Below are 14,854 nucleotides of genomic sequence, written 5' to 3' on the forward strand. Positions count from 1 at the left end.
CGCACCGACGGCGGCGGCAGCAGCGGCGGCCGCACGCGGCACGCAGCAGCACCGACGTGCAGCGCCAGGGGCTGCCCGACGCTACTTCAGCTTCGTGTAGCGGACCCCGGCCTCGTGGTACCCGCGCTTCTGGTAGAACCGGTGCGCGCTGTCCGTGGCGGCGGCGGACACGGCGCTCAGCCGGTGCGCCCCCTGCTCACTCGCCCACGTCTCGAACGTGTCGATGAGCGCGGAACCGGTCCCGAGCCTCCGGGCCGACGGGTCGACCACCAGCAGCAGGAGCTGCGCGGTGGGCTCGTCGCTCGCGTACGACCACGTGACCTGCGCACCCGCCACGGCGACCGCTCGGCCGTCGTCGCCACGGACCAGCCACGTGCGGTGTCCGGCCTCGGGCACGAGCCGTTCCAGCCGTGCGCGCATCGCGGACTCGTCGACGACGTGCCCGAGCAGACGGACGAGGGCGGTGACGTCGGCGACGTCCGTGTCGGACCAGGTGGTGATCGACTCGGCGGTGAGGGTCATGGGGCGACCCTACCCAGCGCCGGCGACGTGTGACGACCGCGGACGGTCGCGCCTAGTGCGTCGCCTGCTCCACGCGGATGCGCGCGAGGATCTCGGTCCGGAGCTGGTCCGGCGCGGTCTCGGCGCAGGCGCGCTTCACCGTCTCCATGAGGACGACGCCCACGCGGTGCTCGCTCGTGCAGTCCTCGCAGGACTCCATGTGCTCGCGGATGTCCGCGGCGTCCTCGCGGCAGAGCTCGTCGTGCAGGAACTCCTCGAGCTCGGCCTTGGCCTTCGAGCAGTCGCAGCCGCTCATCGTGCGTCCTTCCCGTCGGTGCGACCAGCGGCCGCAGTCGTCTTCCGGCCCCGCCCGCGCATCGTCGCCGTCGATGCTGCGTCCGGGACGATGCCGGTCTCGCGTGCGTGGTCCGCCAGGAGCCCGCGGAGGAGCCGGCGTCCACGGTGGAGACGGCTCATGACCGTCCCCACGGGGGTCTTCATGATGTCGGCGATCTCCTGGTAGGAGAAGCCCTCGACGTCCGCGAAGTACACGGCCATCCGGAAGTCCTCGGGGATCGACTGGAGCGCGTCCTTCACGGCGGAGGACGGCAGGTGGTCGATCGCGTCGGCCTCGGCGGAACGCGCCGAGACGGACTGCGTGACGCTCTCGGCGCCGCCGAGCTGCCAGTCCTCGAGCTCGTCGATCGTGCCCTGGTACGGATTCCGCTGGTTCTTGCGGTACGTGTTGATGAACGTGTTCGTGAGGATCCGGTAGAGCCACGCCTTGAGGTTCGTGCCCTGACGGAACTGCCGGAACGCCGCGTACGCCTTGACGAAGGTCTCCTGCACCAGGTCCGACGCGTCGGCCGGGTTACGGGTCATCCGCATCGCGGCGCCGTAGAGCTGGTCCATGAACGGGAGCGCCTGGTCCTCGAACAGGGAGCGCAGTTCGGCCTCGGACACGGTCTTCTCGTCCGCCGGTTCGGCCTCGGGCTCGAGGGCGTCCGCCTCCTCGGACACCGCGTCGAGCTGCGCCTCGGTCTCCTCGACCAGGTCGTGCGGTGCTGCCTGCGGTTCGTCGGTCGTCATCACGGACGAGTCTAGGCCGAGCCCGCCGAGCGAGCCGTCGATCGTCGTCCGCACGGTCGGCAGTGCCGTCCGTGACCGTTCGAGTGTCGCTGTCGCCAATGGTCCTCCCGCGGTGTTCAGTACCCTGGTGAACCGATGGCCCAGTCGACGCATTCCCAGCAGCCCGATCCCTGGATCGCACCCCTCGCCCGCGGACCCCTGCGCGGCGACGTCGCCCTGCCCGGCTCGAAGTCGCTGACGAACCGGGAGCTGGTCCTCGCGGCGCTGGCCGACGGCCCCTCGACCATCCGGCTCCCCCTGCACTCGCGCGACTCCGCCCTGATGGTCGCCGCGCTCCGGCAGCTCGGCGTCGGGATCGACGAGGTCGTCCCCGCGGACGGCACGGCTCCGAACCCGTACGGGCCGGACCTCCGGATCACACCCGCGCCGATGCACGGCGACGTCGCCGTCGACTGCGGGCTGGCCGGCACCGTGATGCGCTTCCTGCCGCCGCTCGCCGCGCTGGCGACCGGCCCCGTGACGGTCGACGGCGACCCGTACGCGCGGAGGCGACCGATGGGCGCGATCATCCGCGCCCTCGCGGACCTCGGGGTCGACGTGACGGACGACGGCGACGGCGCGATGCCGTTCTCGTTCACCGGCACCGGATCGGTCCGCGGGGGCCGTCTCGAGATCGACGCATCGGCGTCGTCGCAGTTCGTGTCCGGGCTGCTGCTGTCGGCGCCCCGCTTCGACGAGGGCCTGCACCTCACCCACGTCGGCGAGCGGCTGCCGAGCCTGCCGCACATCGACATGACCGTCGCGGCGCTCCGCGCTCGAGGTGTCCGCGTGGGCCAGCCGACCGTCGGCGAGTGGGTGGTGCACCCGGGCCCGATCGCGGCGCGCGACGTCGTCATCGAGCCCGACCTGTCGAACGCCGCGCCGTTCGCGGCGGCTGCGCTCGTCGCGGGCGGCACCGTCCGGATCCGCACCTGGCCGACCCACACCACGCAGGTCGGTGCCGACCTCGAGACGCTCCTGCCCCTGTGGGGCGCGACCGTCACGCGGGACGGCGACGACCTCGTCTTCGACGGCGGCGTCGGGGTGGCGGGTGGAGCCTCCCTGCCGGGTGTGACGCTCGACCTGTCCCGCGGCGGCGAACTCGCACCGGCGCTCGTCGCGCTGTCGGCCCTGGCCGACGGGCCGAGCGAGATCACCGGGATCGGCCACCTGCGTGGCCACGAGACGGACCGCCTCGCCGCGCTCGCGGCGGACGTGAACCGGTCGGGAGGCTCGGTGCAGGAACTCGACGACGGCCTGCGGATCGCGCCCGCCCGCCTCCACGGCGGTGGCTGGGCCGCGTACGACGACCACCGGATGGCAACCGCGGGCGCCCTCGTCGGTCTCGTCGTCGACGGCGTCGCCGTCGACGACGTCGGCTGCACGGCGAAGACGCTGCCGCAGTTCCCCGAGCTCTGGGCGGACCTGGTGGCGACCGGTGCGGACCAGGCTGCGGGCCACCGGGACGGGAGCGTGACGCCGTGAGCTGGTGGGACGACGTCGACGGGGACGACACCGACGAGGACGAGCCGTACGGACAGTACGAGTCGAAGGTGCGGATCCGGCCGAACCCGAAGGGCAACCGGCCCCGCACGAAGACCCGTCCGAACTACGACGACGCCCCGACCGGCTGGGTGACGAACGTCGACCGCGGGCGCTTCGGCGTGCTGGTGTCGGCCGGCCAGGACGACGAGCGGGTGATCACGGCGACGAAGGCCCGGGAGCTCGGCAAGAAGTCGGTCGTGACCGGCGACCACGTGTCGCTCGCCGGGGACGTCTCGGGCGACGCCGGTTCGCTCGCGCGGATCGTCAAGGTCGCCGAGCGGTCGACCCTGCTCCGACGGAGCGCGGACGACAGCGACGAGGTCGAGCGCGTGATCGTCGCGAACGCCGACCAGATGCTGATCGTCGTCGCGGCGGCGGACCCCGAGCCGCGCCCGCGACTCATCGACCGGTACCTCGTCGCGGCGTTCGACGCCGGCCTGGACCCCGTGCTCTGCATCACGAAGACCGACCTGGCCGACCCGGCACCGTTCCTGGCGCACTTCGCCTGCCTGGACCTCCGGATCGTCACGAGCCGGTCGGACGACGTGCCGTTCGACGCCCTGCACGAGGTGCTCGACGACACGGTGACCGTCACCGTCGGGCACTCCGGCGTCGGCAAGTCGACGCTCGTGAACGCCATCACCGGCTCGACCCGCGCGACCGGCGTGGTCAACGCGGTCACCGGTCGCGGGCGGCACACCTCGTCGTCCTCGATCGCGCTGCGCGTCCGTGACGGTGGGTGGATCATCGACACCCCCGGCGTCCGGTCGTTCGGGCTCGGGCACGTGCAGCCGGAGAACGTCTTCCGGGCCTTCGCGGCGCACGCCGTCCCGGTGCGCGAGCCCGCCGACGGCATCCCGCTCGCACAGGCGCACGACTGGGAGATCGTCGACCGCGTGCACGACGGGGAGCTCGGGGCGACCGGCGTCGAGCGGCTCGACTCCTTCCGCGCCCTGCTCACCGGCATGGGTGCGGACGACCCCGGCGCGGACTGACCCGAGGCGGGGGTCGTCCCGCGCGTGGGGACCGTCGCGTGCGTGGTGACCGTCGCGTGCGGCGCGGGTGTACCGTTGCCCCTCGTGCCCGAAGTTGCAGAACACAACACAGCCAGACCCGAACCGGTCCACCACGGTGACCACGCGGCGGAGCACCCGTCGCGAGCCGACCGCCCCACGGCGGCGATGGCGGCGGTCCTGCACCCCGAACACCTCGGACGGTCGCTGCGGTCCTTCGGGTCGCACATCCTCGTGCCGCTGTTCCTGGCGGTCGGGATGAGCCTCGCCTACCTCGGCGCGTTCCACGCCCCGACCCCGCACGAGCTCCCGGTCGGGATCGTCGGCCAGGGCCCGGAGGCCCAGGTGTTCGCCCAGACCGTCACCGACGGCTCCGACGGCCGGCTGGTCGCGCACGTCGTCGACTCGCCGGCCGAGGCCGAACGGCAGGTCCGGGACCGCGACCTCGCCGCCGTGTACGCCCCGGGGACGGACGGCGCCGTGCTCTACGTCTCCACGGCCGCGAGCGAGACCACCGCGACCGCAGCCCAGAAGGTCTTCCTGCCGATCGCGTACGAGCAGCACCTGCCGTTCACCGTGCACGACGTCGTGCCCACCGGTGACGAGGACCCGACCGGCCAGGGACTCTTCTTCCTGCTCGTCGGCCTGAGCGTCGGCGGGTACGCCTCGGCGATCGCCGTCGCCGCGGCGGCCGCGAAGCTCCGCGCGCTCTGGACGGTCGTCGTCGGCGCCGTCACCGCCGGGGTCGTCGCCGGCATCGGTGTCCTGGTCGCCGGACCGCTGTACGGCGTCATCCCGGACCACCGCTGGCAGGTCTTCCTGTTCGCGTGGCTCTACGACGCCGTCATCGTCGCCCTCGGCGTCGGGATGCACCCGCTGCTCGGGCGGTGGACCACCCCGATCCTGACGATGCTCTTCGTGATGCTCAACTTCACGAGCTCCGGCGGGATCTTCCAGCCGTCGTTCCAGCCCGGCTTCTTCGCGGCGCTCAACACGTTCTGGAGCGGCGCGGCCTGGCTCGGCGCCGCGCAGGACCTCGTGTACTTCCCCGGAGCGTCGCTGACCCGGTCGGTGGTCGTGCTCGTGCTGTGGCTGGTCGTCGCGGTGCTGCTCGGCGTCCTCGTGCACGGGCTCGCCGCACGCCGGACCCGCATCGCGCGCGAGCGCGCGGTGTCACGCTACGAGGAGGAGCAGGTCGTCGCGGCCTAGGGCGCTAGCCTGACCTCCGTGGACCTCAGCGCCGACCTGGACTTCGCCCGCTCCCTCGCCGACACCGCCGACGCGATCAGCCTCGAGCGGTTCCGCGCCGCCGACCTGCACGTCACGACGAAGGCCGACAGCACGCACGTCACGGACGCCGACCAGGCGGTCGAGCGCGCCCTGCGCGAGCGCCTGGCGGCCGAGCGCCCGGACGACGCGTTCCTGGGCGAGGAGACGACGGCGGACACCGGCGCCGATGCCCTGAGCGAGGGGCACCGGCAGTGGGTGGTCGACCCGATCGACGGCACCGCGAACTACCTGCGGGGAGTGCCGGTCTGGGCGACCCTCATCGCCCTCGCCGTCGACGGCCGCCCGGTGCTCGGCGTCGTCAGCGCCCCGGCGCTCGGCAAGCGCTGGTGGGCCGCGGAGGGGCTCGGCGCGCACTCGACCGACGGACCCCTGCGGGTCTCCGGCGTCACGGCGCTGTCCGAGGCGAGCCTCAGCTACAACAGCATCCAGCAGTGGGACGAGGACGACCGGCTCGACGCCCTCGTCACCCTGTCCCGCAAGGTCTGGCGCACCCGGGCGTACGGCGACATGTGGTCGTACATGCTCGTCGCCGAGGGGGTCCTCGACGTCGCGGGCGAACCCGACCTCAAGCCGTGGGACATCGCGGCCCTCGTGCCGATCGTCGAGGAGGCGGGCGGCCGCTTCACCTCTCTCGACGGCGACCCGGGCCCGTGGCACGGCAGCGCCCTCGCCACGAACGGGCACGTGCACGACGCCGTCGTGGACGTCATCCGGCGTCCGTAGCCCCTGGTCGTCCCGACAGGGGCGGCACCGGGGCAGGGCGGGCGCTGCGCCGCGGTGTACCCCGCTTGTCCCCTGCGCGCGGCCCCGCCGACGGTGCCGGACCCCCGGACGGGGGCAGGGACCCCCCGGACTGGGGCCAGGCGAGTCGGACACTCTGCTGACGAGCACTTCGGTGGCGTCCGATGGGCGGGTTATCGTGCTCACGACTGATCGGACGCACCGGGTTCCCTAGACCCGGACCGTGTCGGGTCCGTCGTCCATTACTCGTCCGAAAACCCTGACCCGAGGGGTGGTCCAGACGATGACTTCATCGTTCCCAGGCGGAACCGAGTGCACCCTCACTCGTCGTCCGCGTTATCTCACCGACAGCCCTGGTGTGCGCTCCGTCGCCGCCTCGCGTCCGTCCGTCGCCACGGTCCCTGCCCGTGACGCCGACCGGATCCCGTCCGTCGCCGTGGTCTCCCGCCGCGCTGCCGACCGGACGCCCACCGCAGTCTCCGTCCCCGGACCCGGAGGCCGGTGAGTCATGGCACTCACCGGTCGCCGTCTCGAGGTCGACCGGATCGCGACCCTCGCTGTACTCCCTCGTGAGTCCGCGATGGTCGTCGTCGGCGACCCTGGTTCCGGGCGCAGCAGCGTCCTCGACGCGGTCGCTGACCGCGTCTCCCTCCCCGTCGTGCGGGTCGGTGTCAACGGGAGCGAGTCCCGCTGGCCCCTGGCCGGCGTGACCTCCCTGTTCACCGCACTCGACGATCCGCGGGCGACCGCCCACATCGCGCACCTGCTGCAGGCCGGTGGCGCGACGAGCGGGCTCGCCGCCGCGCACGACTTCCTCGAGGCCGTGCAGACCCTGACCCTGCCGCCGACGGTCGTCCTGATCGACGACCTCGACCGGATGGACCGCGAGAGCCAGGAGCTCATCGCGTTCCTGGCGGGTCGGCTCGCCGGCACGGCACTGCGCCTGGTCGCAACGGTCCGGACCGTGCCGTCGGACGGTCCGCTCACGGCCCTCCCCGTGCTGCGGCTCGAGCCGCTGGCCGCCGACGTGTCCCTCGCGCTGGCCCGGTCGATGGCACCGGAGGGCGCGAACGACGGCGTCCTCGCGATCCTCGCCGATGCGACGGGCGGCAACCCCGGTGCGCTCCGCGAGCAGTTCGACATGCTCTCGACCGCCCAGCTGACCGGCACCGAGCCGCTCGTGCTGCCGTTGCGCCCGACCGCCACGACCGAGGCCATCGCGGCGCTGACCCTCGACGTGGTCGAGGGTGCCGCCGACACCGACACCGACACCGACGACGCGGGACGTGGTCTGGACGTCCTCGCCCGGCTGTCCCTCGTGCCGGTCGCCAGGACGACCGGATGGGACCGCGACGCCGTCGACGACCTCGCCGACGCCGGGCTCGTCGTCGTGCGCGGCCAGACCGTCACGGTCCGCGACCCGCTGCTGCGGTCGGCGCTGTACTGGCGGATGTCCGCACGCACCCGGCGCACGCTGCACCGTGAGCTCGCCGTGGCGAGCGCCGAGGCGGACGAGCGCGCCGCCGCGTGGCACCGGAGCTTCGTCGACGACGTCCCCGACGTGGTCGCGCTGCTCGACGCCGCCGCGGGCTACGTCGCCGACGGGGCACCGCACGCCGCGGTCGCCCTGGCCGAGCGTGCCCTGCACGTCGGCTCGGGCGGTGAGGACGAGCGGACGGCACTGCTCGCCGTCACCGAGGCGCTGTTCGCACAGCGTCAGCTCGGGCTCGCCGCGCGCTACCTCACCGCGATGCGCCCGTTCCGGCGCGGGTCGGACGAGGTCCGGCGCCTGCGGGTCCTGTACTCCGTGCAGTACCTGCGCGGCGAGACCGTGCACGCGGACGAGCTCCTCGTGCCCGTGGACGCGGAGGCACCCGAAGCCCCCGCGACCGCCGGGCTCCTGGCGATGGTCGCGAGCTTCCGGGCGGAGACGTGGGACCTCGAGCAGGCCCGCGACCTGCTCGCCCGGGTCGAGCAGCTCGGTCCGGTGATCACCCCGCACACCGCGGAGATCGCCGGCGCCGTGCAGTGCCTCGTCGCTGCGCTCGACGGTTCGCTGCCCGCCGACACGGAGCTCTACGACGGACTCTCGACGGCGCGGCTGATGGCGATGTCCGACCCGGCACTCCTGCTCGTCGCACACGCGCTGAGCCTCGCCGAGCGGTACCGGAGCGCACGTCGCGTCTTCGCGCTCGTCGTCGCCCGCGGGCAGGACACCGAGGCCGTGTGGGTCGAGGGAGCCCGCTACCTGTCCGCCGAGAACGAGCTGCGCTCCGGCAACTTCCGGCAGGCCCTCCGCGCGATCGACGCCTGGGAGGCCGGGAGCGCCCTGTCCGCGCAACGGCTCCGCGAGCCGTCGCGGGCGGTCGCGGTCGCGTGGCGCCACTTCGCCGAGGGTCGTTCGCTCGAGGCGCTCGAGGTGGTGGACCGGTGCCTGGCGCTCCGCTCCACGGTGCTGCTCTGGGGCACCACGGCCCGGCTGCACGCACTCCGCGGGCGTGTGCTGCTGCTCGACGGTCGTGTCGACGAGGCGGTGACCGCCCTCGAGGCGGCGGACGCCGTCGGCCGGTCGCTGCGCAACCCGACCGTGCTGCGGCACCTCGGCGACCTGGTCGAGGGCTACGTGCGCCTCGGCCGGATCGACGACGCCCGGAACGCGACGGCCCGGCTCGCGGCCGACCACCACGCCCGGCCGTCCCGCTGGGGGGCGCTCGTGCTGGCCCGCAGCCTGGCGCTCGTCGCCGACGACGCCACCCGTGAGACGGCGCGTCGTCGAGCCCTCGAGCTGTTCCAGCCGCACGACTCGCAGTACGAGCGCGCTCGCACCTTCGCCGCCCTGACGGCGGTGGGCACGGACGCCGAGCGGCCCCGCCTCGGCGCCGCCGCCGCGGCCGCGTACGAGGCGGCCGGTCTGCGACGACCGCTGGCGACGCCCGCGCCGACGGCGGTCATGCCGGCCTTCGGCGTGCCGACGTCACTGCGGTCCGGACCGGTGCTGTCCGCCCCGGTCCCCGGGTCACCGCGGAGCGCACCGGACGCGTCCGTCGTGCTCACCCAGCTGACCGCGGAGGAGCGCGCCGTGGTGCAGAAGGTGACCGAGGGCTACCGCAACCGCGAGATCGCCTCGTCGCTGTTCATGTCCCAGCGCACCGTGGAGCTGCGCCTGACGCAGATCTACCGGAAGGTCGGTGCGCGCTCACGCTCGCACCTCGTCGCGCTGCTCACCTGATCGCGCGACCCGCGGACGCAGGGCGACCGCTCGACGGACGGGAGGCCCGGTACCAGCTGGTACCGGGCCTCCCGTCCGTCACGCCCGACGTCGGACCGCGAGCCGGCTTGCGGGAGTCCGCACCGACGACACGTCGGGTCGCACCGCTCGCGCGGTGAACCGCAAGAGCCGCTGCGCGGTGTTGTCCCGGCGGACCCGCCGGGCGAGGCTCGTGGTGCACCGACCGTCGTGCCCTTCCCGGAAGGGCCCGTCCGCGGATCACGACCGTCCGGTACCCGAACCGCCGACCCTCCCGGTCCGCCCCCGCCTGATCCGCGGGTGGACCGGCCGGGCGACGGACCCGGACCCGCGGCAGACCCGGCGGCGGTCGGTGCCGCTCCCCGGCACCGGGCCGGTCCACCACCCGAACGGACACCGTATGTGCGGCATCATCGCGGCGCGCGTCAGCGACGACGTGACCCCCTTCCTGCTCGACGGTCTCGAACGGCTGGAGTACCGGGGGTACGACTCCGTCGGCGTCGCGGTGCGGACCGCCGCCGGTCGGATCGCCACGGTCCGGTCGGTGTCCCGCGTCGCGGACCTGCGGGCGGACCTCGCTGCACGGGCGGCCGCGGTACCGGCAGAGGACGCCTCGACCGGGCTCGGGATCGGGCACACCCGCTGGGCGACCTGCGGGACGGTGCGCGAGGAGAACGCGCACCCGCACGCCGACTGCTCCGGCCGGATCAGCGTCGTGCACAACGGGACCGTCGAGAACGCGGGACGGGTGCGGGCGACGCTCGAGCAGCAGGGGCACGTGTTCCGGTCCGAGGTCGACTCCGAGGTCATCGGGCACCTGGTCGAGCGTGCACTCCGCGTCGATCCCGACCTCGTGCTCGCGGTGCAGATCGCGACCGCGCAACTGCGGGGCTCCTGGGCGATCGTCGTGCTCGACGCCCGGGACGGCCGCATGGTCGCCGCCGCGAACCGGTCGCCCCTCGTCGTCGCACGCTCGGCACGGGGTGACTTCGTCGCGAGCGACGTCGGCACCATCGCCCGGTGGTGCGAGACCTTCGTGCCGCTCCGGGACGGCGACGTCGTCGAGCTCGGCGAGGCGTGGAGCTGGTCGTCGGAGGGCATCGCCGTGCCCGTGCCCTTCCCCACCCCGTCCCCGTTCGCCACGACCGCGCTCGACGTCGACCTCGGCGACCACCCGGACCACACGGCCAAGGAGATCGCCGAACAGCCCCGGGTCATCGCCGACCTGCTCGAGCGCGTCCGGCAGCGCACGGCGGACGGCAGCACCTGGACGGGGCTCGGGCTGCCGGCGTTCGAGCGGCTCGCCGTCGTCGCCTGCGGGACGTCGCTGCACGCCGGCCAGGTCGTCGCCGGCACCGCGCGCACCCTCGGCGGCGTGCCCACCGACATCGTCGTCGCGAGCGAGGTGGACCACGCCGTCCTCGGTCGCGGCACCCTCGTCGTCGCCATCAGCCAGTCCGGGGAGACCGCGGACGTCCTCCGGGCGCTCGACCGGCTCGACGACCGGTACCCGGTCCTGGCGCTGACGGACGACGTGCACTCGTCCCTCGCCCGCCGAGCCGACGCGGTGCTCGCCTGCCACACCGGCCCCGAGGTCGGGCTCGCCGCGACGAAGACCTTCACGGCGCAGGTGGTCGTCGGCGTGACCGCGGTCCTGTCGGCACTGGTCGCCTCGGGCCGGCTCGAGCCGACCCGCGCCGCAGCCCTGGTCGACGAGCTCTCCGGACTGCCCGAGCGGATGGCGGCCGCCGCCGCGGTCGCAGCTGAGCGCATCCCGCTCCTGGCCGCGACGGTCCGTGACGCGCCCGGCTTCCTGTTCGTCGGCCGCGGGCCCGGGCTGCCCTACGCAGCCGAGGGTGCGCTGAAGGTGGAGGAGCTCGCCTACCGGTGGGCACGGTCCTGCCCCGTCGGTGAGCTCAAGCACGGTCCGCTCGCGCTCGTCGACGACGGCACCCCGGTCGTGGTGGTCGACCACGGGGACCCGCGCATCGCCTCCGCCGTCGCCGAGGTCCGGGCCCGCGGGGGCCTCGTCGTCACGATCGGCGGTGCGGGCTCCGACGTACCGGCGATCACCGACCGCGCGGAGGCCACCGACCTGGCCTGGGGACGGTCGCTCGCACCCTGGGGTCCGGTCGAGGCGGTCGTGCCCCTGCAGATGCTGGCGCGTGAACTCGCGCTGCAGCTCGGTTGCGCGGTGGACAAGCCCCGCGCCGCCGCGAGGTCGGTGACGGTCGAGTAGCCAGGCACGTGCAGCGCAACCGGGTGACGGTGTTCCTCGTCGTCCTGACCGGCCTCGCGGTCGTCGCGACGGTCGTCGTGGTGGTGCTCGTCGTCGTGGACGCCGTCCACTGACCCGACGGCCCGCGCGGTCAGCGTCCTCTTGGTGGGTGCTGCCATCCTGGCGTCTTGACCGCAGCAGCCCCGCCCCTCGTGTTCGTCGCCGTCCTGGTCGGCGCCGTCCTGCCCGTCGTGCCCCTGGTCGGCCGGGTCGCCCGGATCGCGGCCACCATCGTGCACGAGGTCGGCCACTGCGTCGTCGTGGTGCCGTTCGGCGGACGCATCGACCGGATCGACCTGCACGCCGACGGCTCCGGCGAGGCCTGGGTCCGACTCGGGCGCGTGCCGGCGGCGATCCGCTGGCTGGTCCGGGTCCTCAACCTCTTCGCCGGGTACAGCGCGCCGCTCTGGGCCGGGGTGCTGCTCGTCTCCGGGGTGCTCCAGGGGTCGCGGTGGCTCCCCGTGGTGGTGCTCGCCGTCGTCGGCCTGCTGGCCCTGGCGTTCGTGCGGAACTGGTTCGGCCTGCTCGTCGTGCTCGGCTTCGACGCGCTCGCGCTGTGGGTGGCGGTCCGGCCGTCGGAGGCCACCGTGCTCGTCGTCGCGGCGGTCGGCACCGCGTTCGTGGTGGACGGTCTGCGGTCCCTCGTGCACGTCGCCCGCTGGCTGCTGACCGGCGCCCGGGTGCAGACGGACTTCCACATCGCCGCCGCCGAGATGCGGGTGCCGGCCGTGCTGTGGTTCGTGCTCTTCGTGGCGGTGAACGGGGTGGCGGTGTGGCTCGCCCGGGAGCCGCTCCTCGCCACGTGGGACACCGTCGCCGCCGGGGTGCGCACACTGTTCTGACCCGGGGCCGAGGCGTCGGCGGGCCGGCGTCGGCAGCCCGGCCGCGCTCCTGCGACATCGCACGCGTCGATCGACCGGTGCGGTGTCGTACGGTGCACACGCACACGATGCCGGCGCACGAACCGTCCCACGCGTCGATCGACACGCGTCTCGTCGCGTGCACGTACCCGTCCGCCGTGCCACGATCGTCGGATGCGCCCCGCCGATGCCCTCGCCGCGCTCACCGACGCGCCGTCGCCCGACCGCGAGCGGTTCGTCGGGTTCGTCCGCGGCACCGGGGACGCTGCACTCGACCGTTCCCTCGGCACGGAGCACCTGACGGCGTCGTGCTTCGTGTTCTCGCCCGATCGGTCCCGCGTCCTGCTCTGCCTGCACCGCAAGGGCCGGTTCTGGGTGCAGTTCGGCGGGCACCTCGAGCCTCGGGACGCCGACCTGGCCGGGGCGGCTCGGCGCGAGGCCCGCGAGGAGTCCGGCATCGTCGGTCTCGAGCTCGACGACGGCGTCGTGGCCGACCTGGACCGCCACGACCTGCACGGCGGCTTCTCCTGCGCGGCGCACTGGGACGTCGGCTTCGTCGCCACGGCGGACCCATCCACCCGGACGACGGTGAGCCACGAGAGCGAGGACGTCCGGTGGTTCCCGGTCGACGCGCTCCCGGAGCCGATCGCCCCGGGACTCCCCCGACGCCTCGCCGCACTGCTCGCCGGAGCAGACGCAGACACAGACACAGACCCAGACGCAGACGTGAGCACGGCCGCTCCCGCTCGGGATGGCACCGCCGGCCCGTAACCCGACGCCGCAATGCCCCACCGGCCCGTCCGGCCTGCGAGAGTACCCGCACGACGGACACGCCAGGAGGACCCCATGTCGAACGACGGCCACGGCTTCGCCACCGAGCAGGTGCACGGCGGCTTCCTGCCCGACAGCGCACACGGAGCGCGGGTCCCCGCGATCCACATGACCTCGGGCTTCCTCTTCGGCGACTTCGAGCAGGCCCGCGAGCGCTTCGCCGGTGTCGACGACGGGTACACCTACACACGGCTGGGCAACCCGACGAACGCCGACGTCGAGCGCCGCGTCGCACTGCTCGAACGGAGCGCCGAGGCGATCCTCGTCGGCAGCGGCCAGGCGGCGGTGACGGTGGCGCTCCTCGGGCTCCTGCAGGCGGGCGACCACGTCGTGAGCGCCCGGAGCATCTACGAGGGCACGAAGGGCCTGCTCCTGCAGAACCTGGCGCGCCTCGGCATCGAGGTCGACTTCGTCGCGGACCAGCGCGACCTCGACGCGTGGGCCCGCGCGGTCCGACCGAACACGAAGCTCTTCTTCGCCGAGACGATCCCCAACCCGAAGAACGACGTCCTCGACATCGCCGGGGTCGCCGACACCGCGCACCGGGCGGGCGTGCCGCTCGTCGTGGACAACACCCTGGCGACGCCGTACCTGGTGCGGCCGGTCGAGCACGGCGCCGACGTCGTGGTGCACTCCGCGTCGAAGTTCCTCTCCGGGCACGGTGCCGGCCTCGGCGGGCTCGTCGTCGACGGCGGGACCTTCGACTGGGGCCGCATACCGGAACGCTTCTCCCACCTCACGACGCCGGACCGCGCCCTCGGCGGGCAGAGCTACGTCGAGCGCCACGGCAGCCGGGCCTTCGCGGTGTACGCGCGTGACGTCGTCGCGTCACGGATCGGTCCGACGCCGTCGCCCTTCAACGCCTTCCTGCTGCGTCAGGGCATCGAGACGCTGTCGCTCCGCGTCGAGCGCCACGTCGCGAACGCGCTGGCCGTCGCGTCCTTCCTGGAGCGCCAGCCGGAGGTGACGAGCGTCGACCACGCGGGGCTCGCCTCCAGTCCGTACCACGACCTCGCCCAGCGCTACCTGCCCCGTGGGGCCGGCTCGGTCTTCGCCTTCACGCTCGCCGGTGGCGAGCCGGCCGCCCGCGCCTTCATCGACGCGGTGCAGCTCATCAGTCGGATGACCCACCTGGGTGACGTGCGCTCGCTCGTGCTGCACCCCGCGACCACCACGCACGCCGGCCGCACCGCGGCCGAGCGGGCCGAGCTCGGCATCGGCGACGGCCTGGTCCGGCTGTCCGTCGGCATCGAGGACGTCACCGACCTGCTCGCCGACGTGGAGCGCGGCCTCGCGGCGGTCCGTGCGGCCACCGGACGGGACGGCGCCGGCCGGGAGGCCCGCCCCGCCCCCGCCACGGAGGTCGCGGCCCTCGCACGCGCCGTCCCGCAGGGCCACCTCGTCGGGCAGGAGGTCTGAC

Annotated in this window: 12 protein-coding genes; 9 read left to right on the forward strand and 3 right to left on the reverse strand. The window is 73.9% G+C overall.

Annotation, left to right across the window (positions count from 1 at the left end):
* Window positions 1-81: 81 nt before the first annotated feature.
* From PIJ49_RS05405 to PIJ49_RS05415, 3 genes are read right to left on the reverse strand one after another with little or no spacing between them, the layout of a single operon-like run.
* Window positions 82-522, reverse strand: coding sequence for a GNAT family N-acetyltransferase (locus tag PIJ49_RS05405; protein ID WP_066654762.1), 441 nt, complete (start codon window positions 520-522; stop codon window positions 82-84).
* Between the two features lie 52 nt (window positions 523-574).
* Complete coding sequence (locus tag PIJ49_RS05410; protein WP_066654764.1) at window positions 575-817, reverse strand: zf-HC2 domain-containing protein; 243 nt, start codon at window positions 815-817, stop codon at window positions 575-577.
* Window positions 814-1,590 carry a sigma-70 family RNA polymerase sigma factor gene (locus PIJ49_RS05415; RefSeq protein ID WP_066658348.1) on the reverse strand — a complete coding sequence of 259 codons (777 nt, stop codon included), beginning with the start codon at window positions 1,588-1,590 and terminating at the stop codon, window positions 814-816. The genes PIJ49_RS05410 and PIJ49_RS05415 overlap by 4 nt, the downstream gene beginning before the upstream one ends.
* Before the next feature lie 135 nt (window positions 1,591-1,725).
* On the opposite strand from PIJ49_RS05415, the gene aroA reads away from it, so the two are divergent.
* From aroA to PIJ49_RS05460, 9 genes are all read left to right on the forward strand, one after another.
* On the forward strand, window positions 1,726-3,114 hold the full coding sequence (gene aroA, locus PIJ49_RS05420; RefSeq protein ID WP_271826036.1) for a 3-phosphoshikimate 1-carboxyvinyltransferase: 1,389 nt from the start codon (window positions 1,726-1,728) through the stop codon (window positions 3,112-3,114).
* Window positions 3,111-4,169 (forward strand): ribosome small subunit-dependent GTPase A, encoded by a 1,059-nt coding sequence (gene rsgA / locus PIJ49_RS05425; protein ID WP_271826037.1) that lies wholly within the window; start codon window positions 3,111-3,113, stop codon window positions 4,167-4,169. Before aroA ends, rsgA begins: the two co-directional genes overlap by 4 nt.
* 84 nt (window positions 4,170-4,253) lie before the next feature.
* Window positions 4,254-5,396 (forward strand): ABC-2 transporter permease, encoded by a 1,143-nt coding sequence (locus PIJ49_RS05430; protein ID WP_271826038.1) that lies wholly within the window; start codon window positions 4,254-4,256, stop codon window positions 5,394-5,396.
* Between the two features lie 18 nt (window positions 5,397-5,414).
* Window positions 5,415-6,200 (forward strand): inositol monophosphatase family protein, encoded by a 786-nt coding sequence (locus PIJ49_RS05435; protein WP_209682271.1) that lies wholly within the window; start codon window positions 5,415-5,417, stop codon window positions 6,198-6,200.
* Between the two features lie 526 nt (window positions 6,201-6,726).
* Window positions 6,727-9,447, forward strand: a complete 2,721-nt coding sequence (locus PIJ49_RS05440) for a helix-turn-helix transcriptional regulator (RefSeq protein WP_271826039.1) — start codon at window positions 6,727-6,729, stop codon at window positions 9,445-9,447.
* Between the two features lie 418 nt (window positions 9,448-9,865).
* Entirely contained in the window at window positions 9,866-11,704 is a 1,839-nt protein-coding gene (gene glmS, locus PIJ49_RS05445; protein ID WP_271826040.1) for a glutamine--fructose-6-phosphate transaminase (isomerizing), read from the forward strand.
* 167 nt (window positions 11,705-11,871) lie between these two features.
* Complete coding sequence (locus tag PIJ49_RS05450; protein WP_251159699.1) at window positions 11,872-12,585, forward strand: M50 family metallopeptidase; 714 nt, start codon at window positions 11,872-11,874, stop codon at window positions 12,583-12,585.
* Between the two features lie 192 nt (window positions 12,586-12,777).
* Window positions 12,778-13,374, forward strand: a complete 597-nt coding sequence (locus PIJ49_RS05455; protein ID WP_271826041.1) for an NUDIX hydrolase — start codon at window positions 12,778-12,780, stop codon at window positions 13,372-13,374.
* Window positions 13,375-13,449: 75 nt separating this feature from the next.
* Window positions 13,450-14,853 carry an O-acetylhomoserine aminocarboxypropyltransferase/cysteine synthase family protein gene (locus PIJ49_RS05460; RefSeq protein WP_271826042.1) on the forward strand — a complete coding sequence of 468 codons (1,404 nt, stop codon included), beginning with the start codon at window positions 13,450-13,452 and terminating at the stop codon, window positions 14,851-14,853.
* Window position 14,854 lies beyond the last annotated feature (1 nt).

It is taken from the genome of Curtobacterium uvaldense (assembly GCF_028307415.1).
Lineage (GTDB): Bacteria > Actinomycetota > Actinomycetes > Actinomycetales > Microbacteriaceae > Curtobacterium.